Origin of the sequence: Micromonospora sp. NPDC047793 (assembly GCF_040642635.1) — a bacterium.
Classification (GTDB): domain Bacteria; phylum Actinomycetota; class Actinomycetes; order Mycobacteriales; family Micromonosporaceae; genus Micromonospora.
The window spans coordinates 1-17582 of record NZ_JBEYSG010000013.1 but is presented as its reverse complement, the minus strand read 5'-3'; the positions used below and the strand labels follow the sequence as shown (position 1 = coordinate 17582).

14 protein-coding genes are annotated in these 17582 nt (G+C 71.9%); 6 read left to right on the top strand and 8 right to left on the bottom strand.

Going from position 1 to position 17582, the window contains the following annotated elements:
• Nucleotides 1-318 precede the first annotated feature (318 nt).
• From ABZ738_RS22965 to ABZ738_RS22940, 6 genes are all read right to left on the bottom strand, one after another.
• The gene (locus tag ABZ738_RS22965) at nt 319-1524 is read right to left on the bottom strand and encodes a Gfo/Idh/MocA family oxidoreductase (RefSeq protein ID WP_131053887.1); all 1206 of its coding nucleotides are present in this window, start codon (nt 1522-1524) and stop codon (nt 319-321) included.
• Nucleotides 1525-1545: 21 nt separating this feature from the next.
• Nucleotides 1546-2601 carry a substrate-binding domain-containing protein gene (locus ABZ738_RS22960; RefSeq protein WP_131053886.1) on the bottom strand — a complete coding sequence of 352 codons (1056 nt, stop codon included), beginning with the start codon at nt 2599-2601 and terminating at the stop codon, nt 1546-1548.
• 104 nt (nt 2602-2705) lie between these two features.
• Nucleotides 2706-3827, bottom strand: a complete 1122-nt coding sequence (locus ABZ738_RS22955; protein ID WP_131053885.1) for an ABC transporter permease — start codon at nt 3825-3827, stop codon at nt 2706-2708.
• A gap of 76 nt (nt 3828-3903) precedes the next feature.
• Entirely contained in the window at nt 3904-5415 is a 1512-nt protein-coding gene (locus ABZ738_RS22950; protein ID WP_357216418.1) for a sugar ABC transporter ATP-binding protein, read from the bottom strand.
• A 65-nt stretch (nt 5416-5480) separates the two neighbouring features.
• Complete coding sequence (locus ABZ738_RS22945) at nt 5481-6659, bottom strand: ROK family protein (RefSeq protein ID WP_131053884.1); 1179 nt, start codon at nt 6657-6659, stop codon at nt 5481-5483.
• Between the two features lie 345 nt (nt 6660-7004).
• On the bottom strand, nt 7005-8051 hold the full coding sequence (locus tag ABZ738_RS22940) for a YihY/virulence factor BrkB family protein (protein ID WP_357216176.1): 1047 nt from the start codon (nt 8049-8051) through the stop codon (nt 7005-7007).
• An 825-nt stretch (nt 8052-8876) separates the two neighbouring features.
• Between ABZ738_RS22940 and ABZ738_RS22935 the strand changes: the two genes are divergently transcribed.
• The 5 genes from ABZ738_RS22935 to ABZ738_RS22915 all read left to right on the top strand — a co-directional run bounded on the left by ABZ738_RS22935 (nt 8877) and on the right by ABZ738_RS22915 (nt 15966).
• Entirely contained in the window at nt 8877-10946 is a 2070-nt protein-coding gene (locus tag ABZ738_RS22935) for a TRAP transporter fused permease subunit (RefSeq protein ID WP_357216415.1), read from the top strand.
• A gap of 17 nt (nt 10947-10963) precedes the next feature.
• Complete coding sequence (locus tag ABZ738_RS22930) at nt 10964-11983, top strand: TAXI family TRAP transporter solute-binding subunit (protein ID WP_357216173.1); 1020 nt, start codon at nt 10964-10966, stop codon at nt 11981-11983.
• Between the two features lie 139 nt (nt 11984-12122).
• Nucleotides 12123-14477 carry a sensor histidine kinase gene (locus ABZ738_RS22925; protein WP_357216170.1) on the top strand — a complete coding sequence of 785 codons (2355 nt, stop codon included), beginning with the start codon at nt 12123-12125 and terminating at the stop codon, nt 14475-14477.
• Nucleotides 14474-14893, top strand: coding sequence for a roadblock/LC7 domain-containing protein (locus tag ABZ738_RS22920; protein ID WP_131057271.1), 420 nt, complete (start codon nt 14474-14476; stop codon nt 14891-14893). Before ABZ738_RS22925 ends, ABZ738_RS22920 begins: the two co-directional genes overlap by 4 nt.
• 101 nt (nt 14894-14994) lie before the next feature.
• The gene (locus ABZ738_RS22915) at nt 14995-15966 is read left to right on the top strand and encodes a TAXI family TRAP transporter solute-binding subunit (RefSeq protein WP_357216167.1); all 972 of its coding nucleotides are present in this window, start codon (nt 14995-14997) and stop codon (nt 15964-15966) included.
• A 105-nt stretch (nt 15967-16071) separates the two neighbouring features.
• Here ABZ738_RS22915 and ABZ738_RS22910 read toward each other — a convergent pair whose 3' ends face one another.
• Together ABZ738_RS22910 and ABZ738_RS22905 are read right to left on the bottom strand one after the other, a co-directional pair.
• Entirely contained in the window at nt 16072-16263 is a 192-nt protein-coding gene (locus tag ABZ738_RS22910; RefSeq protein ID WP_357216165.1) for a DUF397 domain-containing protein, read from the bottom strand.
• Nucleotides 16254-17057, bottom strand: coding sequence for a helix-turn-helix transcriptional regulator (locus ABZ738_RS22905; protein WP_254876961.1), 804 nt, complete (start codon nt 17055-17057; stop codon nt 16254-16256). The genes ABZ738_RS22910 and ABZ738_RS22905 overlap by 10 nt, the downstream gene beginning before the upstream one ends.
• A 228-nt stretch (nt 17058-17285) precedes the next feature.
• On the opposite strand from ABZ738_RS22905, the gene ABZ738_RS22900 reads away from it, so the two are divergent.
• Nucleotides 17286-17573: a flavin reductase gene (locus tag ABZ738_RS22900; RefSeq protein ID WP_176095027.1), complete on the top strand. Its 288-nt coding sequence runs from the start codon at nt 17286-17288 to the stop codon at nt 17571-17573.
• The last annotated feature ends 9 nt before the right edge of the window (nt 17574-17582 follow it).

Genomic DNA, 17582 nt, shown 5'->3' with positions numbered 1-17582 from the left:
TCGCGCCCCTGCCTCCCCCGCAACCGGTCGGCCACCGGCGTCGGTGACCGGGCCGGAGGACTCATGGCGAACAGGTCCGCCCAGAGGCGGGGAAGATCGGGTGGTGCGTACCCGGCGGGATCTCCTGACCGGCGGCGACGTTGCCGCCGGTGGCGGTGCTCCGGTGCGGCCGGGGAATCCCGGTCCGGCCGCACCGGAGGCACCGCGTAACGGGTGTCACCGGGCCGGGTGGCCGGTGACACGACCTCCGGTACCGACCCCGTTCCGGCCGCGGGGCGCAACCGCGGCCGGCCCTCGCCGGTCGGTACCGGAGGCGGTTCAGGCGGCGACCGTCGCCAACGTCGGCTCCACCTCGGTCCAGGCGGACCCCAGATCGGCCGAGCGGACCACCGCGTCCAACACCAGTTGCACCTGCAACGCCTCGACGAACGAGGGCGACGGGTCGACGCCGGTCGCCACCGCCTCGATGAAGTCACGCATCTGGTGGGTGAAGGAGTGCTCGTACCCGATGATGTGGCCCGGCGGCCACCAGGCCGACAGGTACGGGTGCTCGCTCTCGGTCACCAGGATCCGGCTGAAGCCCTGCTCGGCCGTGGGGCGCGTGGCGTCGTAGAACTCCAGCTCGTTGAGGCGCTCCAGGTCGAAGACCACCGAGCCGAGCGACCCGTTGATCTCCACCCGGAGGGCGTTCTTGCGGCCGGTGGCGAACCGGGTCGCCTCGTACGTGGCCAGCGCGCCGCCGTCGAGTCGGGCCACGAAGATCGCGGCGTCGTCGACGGTCACCGGTCCGGTGGCGGCGGCACCGTCGGCCTGCGCCGCCAGCCCGCTCGAACCGGTCGGCAACGGCCGCTCCTTGACGAACGTCTCGGTGACCGCGCTGACCCCGGCGATCCGCTGGCCGGTGACGTGCTGGGTCAGGTCGATGATGTGCGCACCGATGTCACCCAGCGCGCCGGAGCCCGCCTGGTCCTTCTGCAACCGCCAGACCAGCGGGAACTGCGGGTCCACGATCCAGTCCTGCAGGTAGCTGGCCCGGACGTGCCGGATCACCCCCAGCCGCCCGTCGGCGACCAGCTGACGCATCAGCGCCACCGCGGGTACGCGCCGGTAGTTGAACCCGCACATCGAGCGGGCCCCGCCGGCTCGGGCGGTGGCTGCCGCAGCGGCCATCTCCCGTGCCTCGGCGACGGTGTTGGCCAGCGGCTTCTCGCACAGCACGTGCTTGCCGGCGGCCAGCGCCGCGAGGGCGATCTCGGCGTGGCTGTCACCCGGTGTGCAGATGTCGACCACGTCGATGTCCGGGCGGGTCACCAGTTCCCGCCAGTCCGTGGTGTGCTCCTCCCAGCCGAGCCGGTCGGCGGCGTCGGCCACCTTTCCCGGATCACGCCCGCAGACGGCCACCATCCGGGCCCGCGCCGGCAGGTCGAACACTCGATTCACGGTCCGCCATGCCTGCGAGTGCGCGGCGCCCATGAACGCGTAGCCGACCATGCCGACCCGCAGTTGGTTGTCAGTCGTGGACAAGGTGGGTCTCCCCCCGTGGTGTCAGAACCCGAGCTTGAGGTAGTCGCTCGCGTTCTCCTTCGTGATCGTCTCGGAGGCGAGGACGATCTCCTTGGGCACCTGAAGCTCGACCAGGTCCGACATGCCCCGGTTCTGGCCGATCAGCCGGGCCAGCGAGATGGCCGACGAGGCCATCGACGGGCTGTAGGTCACCGTGGCCTTCAGCACCGTGTTGTCGGCCTGGATGTCCTCCATCGCCTTCTTCGACCCGGCGCCGCCGACCATGAAGAACTCGTTGCGGTTGGCCTGGCTGATCGCGGCCAGCACGCCGATGCCCTGGTCGTCGTCGTGGTTCCAGATCGCGTCGATCTTCGGCAGGGCCTGGAGCAACTGGCTCGCCTCGCGCTGACCGGAGTCGACGGTGAACTCCGCGGCCCGCCGGTTGGCCACCCGCAGGCCGCCCTGGGCCAGCGTGTCCGCGAAGCCCTTCGACCGCTCCTGGGTCAGCTCCAGCGAGTCGATGCCGGCGATCTCGGCGATCACCGGGTTGCTCACGCCCTTGGCCTTGAGCTGTTCGATGATGAAGGTGGCCGCCGCCACGCCCATGCCGTAGTTGTCACCCTTGATCTGCAACCGGTACGCCTTCGCGTCCGGGAAGGCCCGGTCCAGGTTGACCACCGGGATGCCGGCCGCCATCGCCTCCAGGCCGAACGAGTTCAGCTCCTTGCCGTCGTGCGGCAGCAGCACGATCACGTCCGGCTTCTGCGAGACCAGGGTGGACAGCGCCGCCCGCTGGGCCGCCGCGTCCGCACCCGCCTCGACCGTCTTGAACTCCACGTCGGAGTACGCGCCGGCCTGCGCCCGGGCGTTGTTGGTGATCGCGGCGATCCAGCCGTGGTCGGCGGCCGGTGCGGAGAACCCGATCGTGACCCGCTCGCCCGGTTCGGCGTTGCCGCCGCCTTCGGCCGCCTTGGTCTGTGCCTCGGTGGGCGTGCCCTGCTCGTTGCTGGTGCAGGCGGAGAGCAGTACGCCGGCACCGACGGCCGCCCCGCCGAAGAGCATCCGGCGCCGCGACATGTCGCGACTGTGCTGGGTCATGACGACCTCCTGATGTCATGTGGTGGAGGAAAATTGGGTGTGCGCGACCCGACCACCGTCGTCTGCTCGGGTGGTCCGGTCTGGTGCGGAGGGTGCGAAGAGGGTTAGTTGGTGGTGACCCGGTTGTTGCGGCGGAGGAACTGGGTGAGGGTGCCGAACTGCACCTGCTGGATCAGGACGGCGGCGACGATGATGCCGCCCTTGACCATGTTCTGTGCCTCGGTGGAGAGTCCGTTGATCGCGAAGAGGTTGGTGATGGTGGCGAAGATGATCACACCGAGCAGGGAACCGATGATGGTGCCCCGCCCGCCGCTGAGCAGCGTGCCACCGATGATCACGGCGGCGATCGCGTCCAGCTCGTAGAGGTTGGCCATCGCCGCCTGGGCCGAGGTGGCCTGGGCGGTGAGCATGATCGCGGCAATGCCGCAGCAGAGGCCGGAGAGCGCGTAGAGCAGCAGGGTGTGCAGCCGGACGTTGATGCCGGCCAGCCGGGCCGCCTCCGGGTTGCCGCCGACGGCGACCGTACGCCGGCCGAAGGTGGTGCGGTTGAGCAGCACCCACCCGGCGGCGACCACGGCGGCCAGAATGTAGACCAGCAGCGGGATACCGAGCAGGTCGTTGCTGGCGATCCCGTTGATGACGCCGTTCTGCGAGATCTGCGTCTGCTTGTCGGAGATCTCGGCGGCCAGTCCCCGGGCCGCCACCAGCATGGCCAGCGTGGCGATGAACGGCACCAGCCGCCCGTACGCGATGAGCGTCCCGTTGACCAGGCCGACCGCCACCCCGACCACGATCGCGGTGAAGATCATGCCGGCGGCGCCGAAGCTCTGCGTGGCGACCGTGGTGCACCAGACCCCGGCCAGCGCGACGATCGCGCCGACGGAGAGATCGATGCCGCCACCGATGATCACGAAGGTCATCCCGACGGTGACCACGCCGACCACCGAGGCGAGCTTGAGGATGCTGAGCATGTTGGCCCAGACCCAGTCCGGGTTGGAGTACAGGTCGGAGCGGGTGGCCGCGCCGATCACGAAGAGCACCAGCAGCACCCCGATCAGAGCCAGGTTCCGCTTGGCGCCCTCACCGCCCTCGCCGTTCCAGAAGGAGAGCCGGCCGCCGCGCGTCGGGGCGTCGGCCGCCCCGTGCGTGGTCACCCCGGTCCCGCTCGGGTCCACCGGCGGCGACTGTGCCGGCAACTGTGTCGTCGAGGGCCCTCGCTCGCTCATGCCGGCGCTCCGCTTCGCTCCGCGCCGCCATGAGGCACCTTCACGCTGTATCGATGATTCGCTCGCTGACGCTCGCTCATGCCGGTGCGCCTTCCATCAGAGACCCCGCCATCACGAGGTCGAGCACGGTGTTCTCGTCGAGTTCGCCCGCCGGGGCGGTACGCACGACCCGGCCCTCCCGCATGACCAGCACCCGATCGGCCAGACCGAGCACCTCGGGCACCTCGCTGGAGACCAGCAGCACCCCGACACCCTCGGCGGCGAGTTGCCGGATCACCTGGTACAGCTCGGCGCGGGCGCCCACGTCCACGCCCCGGGTCGGTTCGTCGAGCAGCAGCAGTCTGGTGTCGCCGAGCAGCCAGCGCCCGACCACCACCTTCTGCTGGTTGCCGCCGGAGAGCGTGCGCACCGCCCGGCGTACGTCGCGCGGGCGCATCTCCAGCTTCTCCGCGATCCGGTCCGCCTCGGCGCGTTCCTTCCCGACGTCGGTGAACCCGAGTCGGGCGTACCTGCTGAAGGTCGCCAGCGTGACGTTGCGGTAGATCGGCTCGCCGAGCAGCAGGGCCTGGCTCTTGCGTTCCTCCGGGGCCATGCCCATGCCGGCCCGGACCGCCGCGCCGACGCTGCCCGACCGCAGGGCCCGACCGGACATCCGCACCGAGCCGGACTCGGCCCGCCGGGCGCCGTAGATCGTCTCCAGCAGCTCGGACCGGCCGGAACCGACCAGCCCGGCGATGCCGACGATCTCCCCGGCCCGGACCGAGAGCGAGACGTCGGCGAACTCCCCGGCCCGGGTCAACCCGTCGACCTGGAGCAGTTCGTCGCCGACACCGGTGCTGTCGGGGCGATCCGGGAAGACGTACTCGATGGTCCGGCCGGTCATCCGGGAGACCAGGTCACGCGTCGGGGTGTCCCGGGCCGCCAGGTTCGAGGCCGTGGTCCGGCCGTCCTTGAGGACCGTCACCCGGTCACCGATCTCGCGGATCTCCTCCAGCCGGTGCGAGATGTAGATGACCGCGATCCCCTGCGCGGTCAGCTCGCGGATGATCCGGAAGAGGTTCTCCACCTCGTCGTGGGCGAGCACCGCACTCGGTTCGTCCATGATGATCAGCCGGGCTTCGTGGGAGAGCGCGCGGGCCATGCTGACCACCTGCTTGCCGGCTGCCGGCAGCGCTCGCACCACCCGGCCCGGCGGGATCTCCGCGTGCCCGAGCCGACCGAGGATCTGCCGGGTACGCCGGGCCATCTGCCCCCGGCGGACGAAGCCGAGGCGACGCGGCTCGTGCCCGAGGAAGGCGTTCTCCGCCACCGACAGGTCGTCGACCAGGTCGAGTTCCTGATAGATGGTGGCGATCCCGGCTCGCATGGCGGCCTGCGGGTTGGCGAAGGTGACCGGCTCGCCGCGCCATTCGACCAGCCCCGAGTCCGGTCGATGCACTCCGGCGAGCACCTTGATCAGGGTCGACTTGCCGGCGCCGTTCTGCCCGAGCAGGCAGTGCACCTCGCCGGCCCGGACCTCCAACTGCACGCCGTCCAGCGCGCGTACGCCCGGGAAGGTCTTGACCACGTCGGTCAGGCGCAGGACCACCTCGCCGGCCACGGTGTCGTCCGGAGCTTCGACCAGTGGCGCGTCGCTCACGTCGCCGTCGGTGTTCACGCTGCCTCCAGGAAAGCCAGGTCGCTGGCGAGCACCGCGGCTCCGGCGACACCGGCGCGGGGTCCCAGTTCGGAGAGCACGACCGGCAGGTTGCCGGTGGCCAGCGGCAGGGAACGCCGGTAGACGACGCTGCGGATCTCGGCGAGCAGGACGTGCCCGAGTTGGGCGAGTCCACCGCCGATGACGATCATCGACGGGTTGGTGAAGCTGACCAGTCCGGCGAGGACGCTGCCGAGGCGTCGGCCGCCCTCGCGGATGAGCTGGATGCAGGCCACGTCGCCCTCGACGGCACCGGCGGCGACGTCCTGGGCGGTGACCGACCCCTGCACGCGCAGGCGTTCGGCCAGCGCGGGTGAGGCACCGGTACGCGCTGCGGCAGTGGCCTCCTTGGCCAGCGCGGCGCCGCTGAACAGCGCCTCCAGGCAGCCGGCGTTGCCGCACGAGCAGACCGGCCCGTGCCCGTCGACCTGGATGTGGCCGATGTCCCCGGCGCAGCCGTCGGTGCCCCGGTAGACCTCGCCACTCAGGTAGATCCCGCACCCGATCCCGGTGCCGATCTTGACGAAGAGGAAGTCGTCGACCGAGTGCGCCACCCCGCCGTGCCGTTCGCCGATCGCCATGATGTTCACGTCGTTGTCGACCACCGCCGGGCAGCCGTGCTCGCGGGTGAGCAGCTCACGGACCGGAAAGCGGTCCCATCCCGGCATGATCGGCGGGGACACCGGCACTCCGTCGCGGAAGCTGACCGGACCGGGCACCCCGATGCCGACCGCGTTCAGCCGGTCGTAGACGCCGTCCACACGGGCCTTGGCGAGCAGTTCGTTCACGCGGTGCAGGGTCACCTTGGGACCCGAGCGGATGTCGGCCGTCTCCGCGTACGCCGCCACGGGCTCCAGGCGGCCGTTGACGACTTCGACGTCGATGGAGCTGGCTCCGAGGTCGACGGCCGCGAACCGCAGGTCCGGGCTCAGTTCGACGAGCGTGGAGCGTCGGCCGCCCCGGGAGGCGGCCATGCCGGCCTCGGCGACGTAGCCATGGCTCACCAGTCGTTCCAGCTCGGCCAGCAGCCGGGGACGGGGGATCTCCAGGCGGTCCGCCAGCTCCGCCCGGGAGACGGCCCCCTGGTCGCGGAGCAACCGCAACAGGCGCACGTGCAGGGGTTCGACGGTCCGCATCGGGACCCCTTTCATCGATGCGATTCACATCGACGCAACGCCGATGTGTTGTGTCCGACACAGTAAGCGCCTTCCGAGCTGCCTGTCCAGATCTTCGGCCGACATTCCACCAACTTTTGTCCGAGCAGACAAAAGCTTCGAGTGGATCAAGGAAAGGGTTGCTCATCCGGTCCGCGCCGTGGCAGATGGTGGCCGCCGGCCTGCCGACGCCGCCCGAGGGCGGGAGGTGGCCGAACCGGCCGGAGCCTGACGACGCGCATCCGACCGGGCAGAACGAGCCTGGGCCCGAGCGCCGATGACCGGCGCTCGGACCCAGGGTGTCTCTGATCGGCTAAGAAGCCGAACTCACTCCGTCTCGTCCTCCTGCCGCAGCTTGCGGTCGTCGCGCAGCTCGACGTACGGCTCCCGGTCGACCGGACGCAGGCCACCCGCGATGGCCCGGCCGCGCGCCAGCTCGGCGTCGAACTCGGCGCCGAAGAGGATCGCGACGTTGCTCAGCCAGAGCCAGACCAAGAAGATGATCACACCGGCGAGCGCACCGTAGGTCTTGTTGTACGAGCCGAAGTTGGCCACGTAGAGCGCGAAGACGCCGGAGACCAGCAGCCACATCACCACCGCCAGGACCCCGCCCGGGCTGACCCAGCGGAAGCCGCTCTGCCGGGCGTTCGGAGAAGCCCAGTAGAGGATGGCGAACATCAGGCTGACCAGGATCAGCAGCACCGGCCACTTGGCGAGGTCCCAGACCGTCACCGCCGTACTGCCGACCCCGATCGCGTCACCCACCTGCTCGGCGAACCGGCCGGTGAACACCACGATCACCGCACTGGCCAGCAGCAGCACCCCGATCACGGCGGTCACGCCCACCCGGATCGGCAGGGTCTTCCAGATCGGGCGCCCCTCCGGCACGTCGTAGATGATGTTGGAGGCGCGCATGAAGGCGGCGACGTAGCCGGAGGCCGACCAGAAGGCGGCCAGCAGACCGATCACGGCGGCGAGGCCGGCGAGACCGCCGTTCTGCTGCGCCTGGTCGATGGCCGCGTCGATGATCTGGCGGATGTTCTGCTCCGGCACCACCTGGCCGACGGTGTCGCGCACGCCCTGGGTGGCGCTCGGGCCGAGCAGACCGAGCAGCGAGACCAGCACCAGCAGGCCGGGGAAGATGGAGAGCACACCGTAGTAGGTGAGGGCGGCGGCCCAGTCGGTCAGGCCGTCGGAGCTGAACTCCCGGACGGTCCGCCGCGCCGCCGCCACCCACTCGTCGCGGGACAGCCGGGTCGGCCCGTCGGGGGCGTCCCGGTCGGCCGGCAGGCGCTCCGCACCGCTGTGGGGATCGTCGGCGGGCTGCCGCACCGCGTCGGCCCGGTCTGGACGGGAAGACTTCTCGGAGGCCATCGCCCCTCCCCTCACCTCGATGTTCTCGCCCGAGACATGCCCCGCCAGTGCGCTCGGGTAACCACCCGCCGGCCCTCCGCGTGGACCGCGGACACGGCGTGCCGCCGACCACACCGTCGTGCCGCCGACCACACCGTCGCGCCACCGGTGCCGCGCGTCCGGCCCGGGCCATGGCGGAAAGGCGATCGGGAATGGCGCGTGCACCGGCGCAGAGCGCGACTCGTCGGGGATCCGCTGTCAACCGTGACGCGCCGACCGGATCAGGTCGGGCACCCGCACCGGTAGCCGCCGAACCACCGCCCCGGCCCGGACGACCGACCCGATCGACGCCGCCACCCTCCGTCAGCATCTATACGGAGAGTAATGGATTCGCCGGCATTTCGACGCCGACATGTGACAGCCCAATGCCCCAGAAGGTGAAAAACGGACGCAGTTACGCGTGCTCGCGTCGCGCATCCGGCAGACTAACGCGCACGTCCCGCGCCGGTCGCGAAACTGATTCTGAAACAAGCGCAGCGGGGAGTGACTGAAACAAAATGAAAGTCACTCAGGGAAACGACGATCGACAATGTTCCCATCGATGTGTCAATTCGCGTATCGTCCCCCCTCGTGTCGGCTATCCGATTCACCGATGATTCCGGACCCGAGGGCAATCGCGCCCGTGCCCGCGTGGCGGAGGCCGACCCCGAGGCCGATCCGCGCGCCGTCGGGACCGTTCCGGCCACCATCCCCCGGCAACGACCCGGCCCCGAGCCCGCCACCGGCCCGAACACGCCACCCGGTGACCGACCCACCGGTGCCGGGGACACCGACGCGCCGCCGGAGGTGGACGCGCGGGAACTGGCCGCCCAGTTCGAGGACGAGAAGCCCGGCCGTACGCTCACCGGGCCGGTCGCCGTCCTGCTGACCGCCGCGACCCTGGCCGTCGCGCTGCTCGCCCTCTGGCAGGTGTTCCGGCCACTGGCCCAGGGCAGCAAGTACTACCTGATCTTCTTCCTGGCCGGCGTACTCCCACTGGTCTTCCTCGCGTACCCGGCCGACCTGCGGCTGCCCCGGCTGCGCCGCGACCGTGACGCGAACACCGACGGACGTGCCACGCCCCCGGCGCAGGCCCGCCCGCCACGCACCGGGCCGAGCGGGGTCGACTGGGCACTGGCAGTCGCCGCGCTCGCCGCCTGTCTCTACCCGGTGCTGCCGGTCGCGCTGGCCGGCGGTGGCGGCGGCTACGACGCCTTCCTCGACCGGCAGGGCCTGCTCGTCGGCACCGACGTGGCGATGGGCACCGTCCTGCTGCTCCTGCTGCTGGAGGCGTGCCGACGCACCACCGGCTGGATCCTGCCCGTGGTGTGCCTGGTCTTCCTCGGCTACGGCTACTACGGCGGACTGCTGCCGCAGACCTGGGCGGTGGCCCACGCCGGGCTCGACTTCGGGCAGATCGTGGACGCCTTCTACAACTCCGACAGCGGGTTCTACGGCACCCCGTTGGACGTGGCCGCCACCTACATCGTGCTGTTCACCATCTACGGTGCGGTGCTGGACCGCTCCGGCGCCGGCCGGTTCTTCGTCGACCTCTCCGCCGCCGCGTTCCGCCGGTCCCGCACCGCCGCCGGTCGTACCGCGGTCGCCTCCGGCTTCCTGCTCGGCACCGTCTCCGGCTCGGGCGCCGCCACCACCGTCAGCATCGGTGCGGTCACCTGGCCGATCCTGCGCCGCGCCGGCTACCCGGCGGAACGGGCCGGCGGCATGCTCGCGGCGGCCGGTGTCGGAGCCATCCTCTCCCCGCCCACGCTCGGCGCGGCGGCGTTCATCATCGCCGAGTACCTGGGCGTCTCCTACCTCCAGGTGCTCGGCTGGGCGATGGTGCCGACCGTGCTCTACTACCTCGGCATCGTGCTCTCGGTGGAGATCGACGCGCGCCGCTCCGGGGTACGCGCGGCAGCCATGCCGGCCACCTCCGCCTGGCGGCTGCTGGCCCGCTCCGGCTATCACTTCGCCTCACTGTTCGCGATCGTCGGCCTGCTCGCCGTCGGCGTCTCGGCCACCCGCGCGGTGGTGCTGGCCACCCTGCTGGCGATCGTGCTGTCCTACCTGGACCGCAGGCACCGGCTCACCCCGCCCCGGCTGCTCGACGCGTTCTCCGGCGGCGCACGCGGGGTCCTCGCCGTCACGGTGGTCTGCGCGGCGGCCGGGATCATCACCGCCACCACCACGAAGACCGGGCTCGGGCCACAGGCCGCGGCGCTGCTGATCGACGCCGCCGGCATGGTCAGCTCGAACCCGGCCGTGGTGCTGGCGCTCACCGCGCTGCTCGCCGCCGTCGCGCTGAGCCTGCTCGGCCTGGCCATCCCGGTCACCGCGTCCTTCGTGATCGGCTGGGTGATCATCGGTCCGGCCCTGCTCGACCTCGGCGTCAGCGCCCCCGCCGCGGCGATGTTCGTCTTCTACTTCGCGGTGCTGTCCGAGGTGTCGCCGCCGACCGCGCTCGCCGCGGTCGCCGCCGCCGCGGTCACCGGCGGCCGCGTCGTACCGACCATGTGGCACACCCTGCGGTACGCGCTGCCGGCCTACCTCATCCCGCTCGCCTTCGTGGCCAACCCGACCGGGCTCGGCCTGCTCGGCATGGGCGGTCCACAACGGATCCTGGTCGCCGGCACGGTCACCGCGCTCAGCGTGGCGGTGCTGGCCGTGGCGGCGGGCGGCTGGCTGCCCGGGGTCGGCCCGGCGGGCGTACCGGAGCGGATGCTCGGCGCGATCGCCGGGCTCACGCTGCTCTGGCTGGAACCCGTACCCGTCGCGATCGGTGCCGTACTGGCCGGCGCCATGGCGGTGGGCGTTTTCGTACGACGCGGATCCGCCGGCTCCTCCGGCGGGACGCGAGCCGGATCACCGGCATGAACGCGGAAGGAGCAAGAGTGGGACGGATCAACGTGCGGCTCGTGGCGGGAGTGGGAGCACTCGCCTTCGTCGCGGCCGGCACCGCAGGTTGCGGCGGCCGTCAGGGCGCCGCCGCCACGGACGACACCGCGAACGCCGTCACCTGCGAGGTGGCCGAGAACACCCGGGTGGGCATCGCCACCGGCAACGCCACCGGCGTCTACTACGTGGTCGGCAACGCCCTGGCCGGGCAGCTCTCGAACAGCACCGCCGGCCGGCTCACCGGCACGGCGGCCGAGACCGGCGCGTCGGTGCAGAACATCGAACAGCTCGTCGGCGGCCAGTACGACGTGGCGTTCTCGCTCTTCGACACCGCCGTCAACGCGGTGCAGGGCAAGGGCACCTTCACCACTCCGCAGCCGGTCGAGGCGCTGGCCCGGATCTACGACAACTACACCCAGGTGGTCGTCCGGGCCGACGCGGGAATCAACTCCGTGGCCGACATGAAGGGCAAGAAGATCTCCACCGGCTCCCCCAAGTCCGGCACCGAGGTCATCGCGAACCGCCTGCTGGAGGCCGCCGGACTCGATCCGGCCGCCGACATCCAGGCCCAGCGTCTGGACCTGACCAAGACGGTCGAGGGCGTCAAGGACGGCAGCCTCGACGGCTTCTTCTGGTCCGGCGGCGTACCCACCGGTGGTGTGACGGACCTCTTCACCACGGCCGGGGACAAGGTCAAGTTCATCGACATCACGCCGTTGTTGCCTAAGATGAGCGAGCTGAACCCCGCGTACCAGGCCGGCACGATCGGCAAGGACGTGTACTCCACTGTGGCGGACACCCCGACCATCGTGGTTCCCAACGTGCTGCTCGTCCGCAAGGACCTGGACGCCAACGTGGCCTGTGCGATCACCCGGACGGTGTTCGAGAAGAAGGACGCGCTGGCCCAGGCCAACCCCGCCGCCAAGGGCATCGCTCTGGACACCGCCCGCAAGACCGACCCGGTCGGTCTGCACCGGGGTGCGGACAAGGCGTTGCAGGACCTCGGCGCGAGCTGACCGACCCGGCCGGGCCGGTGCCTCCCGTGGGGGCCCGGCCCGGCCACCACTACCTCGGGAGACCCCCGTGCCGCTGCCCTCACTGGCGCGCGTACGCCGGCACAACCGTCCGTCCGATCACACCGGTCGACTGTGGTCGGTGCGGACGCAGCTCCTCGCGCCGATCCTCGTCGCCACCGCCGGACTACTCGCCCTCGGCGCGATCCAGACCGGCAACGCCCTCTCCGCCACCACCGACGCCGAACGCGCCCGGGTACTGGCCGGCACCGCCACCGCCACCGTGTCGCTGGTGCACGAGGTGGAACGGGAACTCGGCGAGACGGCCGCCCTGCGCCAGCGCGGCGGGACCTCCGGCCGGCAACTGGTCGACGCCCAGCGGCAGCGGGTCGACGAGGCCGTGGCGCGGTACCGGTCGGCCAGCGGCGACGCCCGACGGGCCGCTCCCGACCTGGGCCGCTCCCTGGACGGCGTGGACGAACACCTCGTCCAGCTCGACGAGGCACGGGTGGCCGCACTGGGCTCCGCGACCGCCGACCCGACCTACGTGGCGCTGGTGGAGTCGCTGCTCACGGTGGCCGACGCGCTGCCCGCCCAGGTACGCGACCCGGAGCTGGCCAACCGGGCCCGGGAGGTGGCCGCCGTCGCCGCCCAGGAGCACCTGGCGTCGCTGGAACGTGACCTGCTGCGGACCGTCTTCGTCCGGGGCGAGCTGGCCGAGGGTGAACTGGTCCGGCTGGGCCGGCTGCGGGGCGCCGCCGAACAGCGCCAGGCCGAGTTCTCCCGCATCGCCGGGGCGGACGCCACGGCCGCGTACACCCGGTTGCTGGCCGGCAGTGACGTCTCCACGGCCCGGCGGATGCGCGACAGCGCGCTGAACGCGGACCGCGAGCCGGCCGCGCTCGGCACCGACGGCGACGCCTGGTTCGTGGCGCAGAGCGGCACCATCCGCCGGTTCAACCTGCTGGGCCGCGAACTCTCCGACGACCTCGACCGCCGGTCCGCCGCGCTGGCCGCCGACGCCCGCCAGCGGGCATTGGTCACCGGCGGCTCCGCCGGCGGGCTGGCGCTGGCCTCGCTGGTCGCCGCCGCGATGCTGGCGGTACGCACCAGCCGCCGGCTCCGGCGGCTGCGGGTGGCCGCGTTGGCCATGGCGCACCGGGAACTGCCCGAGCGGATCACCGCGATCTCGGCCGGCGACAGCAGTTCCGGTGCCGGTCCGGCCTCCCAGATCACCGCCGGGATCAGTCGCGGACGCGACGAGATCGCCCAGGTGGCGGAGGCGTTCGACACGGTCAACCGGGCCGCCCTGCGGCTCGCCGGTGAGCAGGCCGAGCTGCGCATGGACGTGACCCGGATGGTCGAGGCGCTGGCCCGACGGATCCGGACGCTGATCACCCGGCAGTTGCGCCTGCTCGACGAGTTCGAGCAGGAGGAGACCGATCCCGACGCGCTGGCCCGGCTGTTCGCGCTCGACCACCTGGCCGCCCGCATGCGGCGTAACGGCGAGAACCTGCTGGTCCTCGCCGGTGGCGAACCGGGCCGCTCGCACGAGGGCCCGCACCTGCTGGCCGACGTGGTCCGGGGCGCCGCGTCGGAGATCGAGGAGTACGCCCGGGTCGAGATCGACGTACCGGCCGCCGCGGTGCACGGCTCGGCGGTGGGCAACCTCGTCCACCTCCTCGCCGAACTGTTGGAGAACGCCACCGCCTACTCCCCGCCGCACGCCCCGGTGCACGTGGACGGTCGACGGACAGTCGACGGGCTGACGCTGCGCGTACACGACCAGGGCATCGGCATCGGCGAAGGCCGCCTGGCCGAGATCAACGAGCGGCTGCGCGCGCCGGCCGTCCTGTCCAGCGCGGCGGCCGGCAGCATGGGCCTGCACGTGGTGGCCCACCTGGCCGCGCGGCACGGCGTGCAGGTGCGACTGCACAGCGCCGGTGCCGGCACGGTCGCCCAGGTGGAGGTCCCGGAGGAGATCCTCACCCGGGTCGAGGAGGTCAAGGGGCGGCCGCCCGCCGCGCCACGCGCCACGCCCCCCGGTGCCGCCTGGTTCCGCTCGCACGACGGCGAGCCCGGCGGCCGCCGGATACCGCGGCCCCGGGCGGAGATGGGCACCGCGCCGGAGCAGTTCACCGTCCACCGGGCCCCGACGATGACGCTGCCGGTGGTCCGCCCCGCCGTCAACGGATCGTCCGGCCGGTCGGGCGCCGGAGCCGGGGCGGGCCAGGCACCGCCGAGTTGGTCGGGTGCCGGGGCGGGCCAGGCACCGCCGAGTTGGTCGGGTGCCGGCGCGGCGACCGCCAGCGGACTGCCCCGGCGGACCCGTGGCGGCGGCCTGCAGTCCGAACTGCACGACACCCCACCCCCACCGGCCGGCACCGACCTGCTCGACCCCGAGGTCGTCCGGGCCCGACTCACCGCCCTGTCGGCCGGGGTGGCCCAGGCGATGCGACGCAACCAGCAGACCAGACACAGCGGGAGACCCGAATGATGCCCAACGTCAGCGCCGGCCTGGACTGGCTCCTGGCGAACTTCGCCGAGCAGGTCCCGGACGTGTCGCACGCCCTCGCCGTCTCCGGCGACGGGCTGCGACTGGCCGCCTCGCCCCACCTCTCCACCGACCAGGCGGACCAGCTCGCCGCCGTGATCAGCGGGCTGGCCAGCCTGACCGTCGGCGCGGCGCGGCTGATGTCCGCCGGCCGGGTACGCCAGCAGATCGTCGACATGGACGGCGGGGTGCTGCTGGTGATGGCGGTCGGCGACCGCGCCCTGATCGGGGTCCTCGCCTCCGCCGGCTGCGACCTGGGCCAGATCGGCTACGAGACGGCCACCCTGGTCCAGCGGGTGGCCGAGGCCCTCGAACCGGCCATGCGCACCTGGGCGGAACAGGGCGGGGTGCCGGCGTGACCGGCCGGAGTGCCGGCGTCGGTGGACGAAGCTCGGCGGTTCGCGGGTGGGGTGCGGGCGTCGGTGGACGAAGCGCGGCGGTTCGCGCGCGAGGTGTCGGCGTGGCCGGGCGGGGTCGGCGTCTGATGGCGGCCGTGCTGGCGGTCGCGCTGGTCGCCGGTTGTGGCGCCGAGGCCGGCCCGGAGCCGCGCCCGTGGCACGACGGACGCATCTTCCTCGCCACCGGCAACACCACCGGCGTCTACTACCAGCTCGGCGGCGGGTACGCCGACATCATCAGCCGGCACCTGCCCGGCTACGAGGCCCGCGCCGAACCCACCGGAGCCTCCGGCGAGAACATCACCCGCCTGGTCGAGGGCGACATGGAGATCGCGTTCAGCCTGGCCGACACCGCCGCCGACGCCAGCGCCGGCCGTGGCGCGTTCGCCGGCCGACCCCAACCGGTCCGGGCCCTGGCCCGGGTCTACAGCAACTACACCCACGTCATCGTCCGAGCCGACGCCCAGTTCACCGGCCTCGCGGCACTACGCGGCAAGCGGGTTTCCACCGGTTCCCCCAAGTCCGGCACCGACGTCATCGCCGCCCGGCTGCTCACCGCCGCCGGGCTGGACCCCGAACGGGACGTACGCCGGGCCCGGCTGTCGCTGCCGGAGACGGTGGCCCGGATGCGCGCCGGGACCCTCGACGCCATGTTCTTCTCCGGCGGCCTGCCCACCCCCGGCATCGCCGACATGCTCAGCGGCGCACCGGGCCGGTTCGCCCTGCTGCCGATCGCCGAGTTGGTCGAGTCGCTCAACGCCGAACACGGCTCGGTCTACACCACCGCCGAGCTGCCCAAGGACGCCTACGACACGCCGAACGGCACTCCCACGGTCACGGTGGCCAACGTGATCCTGGTCAACGCCGACATGCCCGATCAACTGGCGTACGACCTGACCCGGCTCCTCTTCACGTACCAGACCGACCTGGCCGTGGCACACCCCGAGGCCCGCAACTTCGACCGCCAGAGCGCCGCCTCCACCGACCCCATCCCCCTGCACCCCGGCGCTGCCCGCTACTACCAGGGCGGCTGACCGCCGCTGCGCTGCCTCGACGTCGGACGGGACAGATCGTGGTGCGGAAGTGCCCTCGCAGGGGCGCTTTCGCACCACGATCCGTTCGGGCCTCTTCGGCGTCCGCTATGGGCGCTCGGAGAGCCGGGTGACGAACGCACGCCAGGAGCCGGGACCGAAGACCAACACCGGCCCAGCCGGATCCTTGGAATCGCGTACGGCCACCACACCCGACAGGTTGTCGGCCACCTCCACGCAGTTGCCACCCTGGCCGTTACTGCGGATGCTCTTGCGCCACCGGACGCCGGTCAATTCCATGTCTCCGCCACTTCCGCGATCAGATCGAGGGACTGCTGTTGCGATAGTGCCTCACCCCGGATCGACTCCCAAACCTCGACCATCTGCCGCAGATAGTCGGCACGGTCCACTACCTGCCCGTGGAGCTGTCCTTCCTGATAGACGACGTCCTCCCCGTGCGGCGGCGTGGCGATCACGAACGGGCCGTTGATCCCGGGATAGGCGCCGACCGAGAGCGGCACGACCTGGATCCGGAGCCTGGGCACCGTCGCGCCGAGCTTCACCAGGTGGCGCAGTTGCTCCCGCATCACCTCCGGTCCACCGATCCGCCGACGCAGCACGTACTCGTCGACGACGGCGGTGAACATCGGCGGACGCTCGCGGGTCAGCACGGTCTGCCGGTCCAACCGGGTCGTCACCTGCTGCTCGACCTCGTGTGGCGCGAACAGCCCACCGCCGGCAAGCAACGCGCGGGCATACGCCTCGGTCTGCAACAGCCCCGGCACACACAGCGGCTCGAACGAACGCAGCGCGGTGGCCTCCGCCTCGATGCCGGGCCAGTCCCGGAACCACGGCACCAGGATCTCCCGGCTGAGTCGGCGTTGGATGCGCTCGAAACGGCCGTCGGCGGCGAACACCGTGTCGCAGCGGCGGGCGAAGTCCAGGCTCGGCTTCCGCTCGCAGGTCTCCACCTTCGCCACCAGCGCGGCCGAGTAGCTGAGCGCCTCGGCCAGCGCGGTCTGCGACATGTCGGCAGCGGACCGGACCAGCCGCAGTTCCTCCGCGAAGTGCTCCAGCATGGACGAGCGGTCCACGGACACCCTCCGTACATCGTCGTACCGCCTGAGATCGGCCCGGGACGCGCGCGTCGTCACCGCGCCAAGCCTCCCACCGTAGTCGCGTCCTCACCAGACTGTCACGCAGCGGGACCGCTCACGGGATCGGACGGCGGGCGGAACCAGGCCGGGGCGTCGGCGTACCCGACTCGGCCGGCGCCCCATTCACCTCGACGGAGGCCCACCCATGCGATTCCTGTTCCGGCGATGTCCGTCCCCGGCCACCCCCATCCCGCTCCCCGGGGACCGGGACTGGTGACGGCCCGTTACCGCCCCCACGTCGCGGCCCGACCGTCCTGGCGGTGCCGGGTGTGCGGTGCCCGTTGGCCGTGCTCGGCGGCCCGGCTGGCGTTGTTGGGCGAATACCGGGAGAACCGCACCGGCCTGCTCGTCTATCTCGGCTCGATGATGTACGACGCCGCCGACGACCTGGCCGGCACCTGCCCACCCGAAACGCTGGCCGCCCGCTTCCTCACCTGGGCCCGCCCCCGCTGACCCACCCCG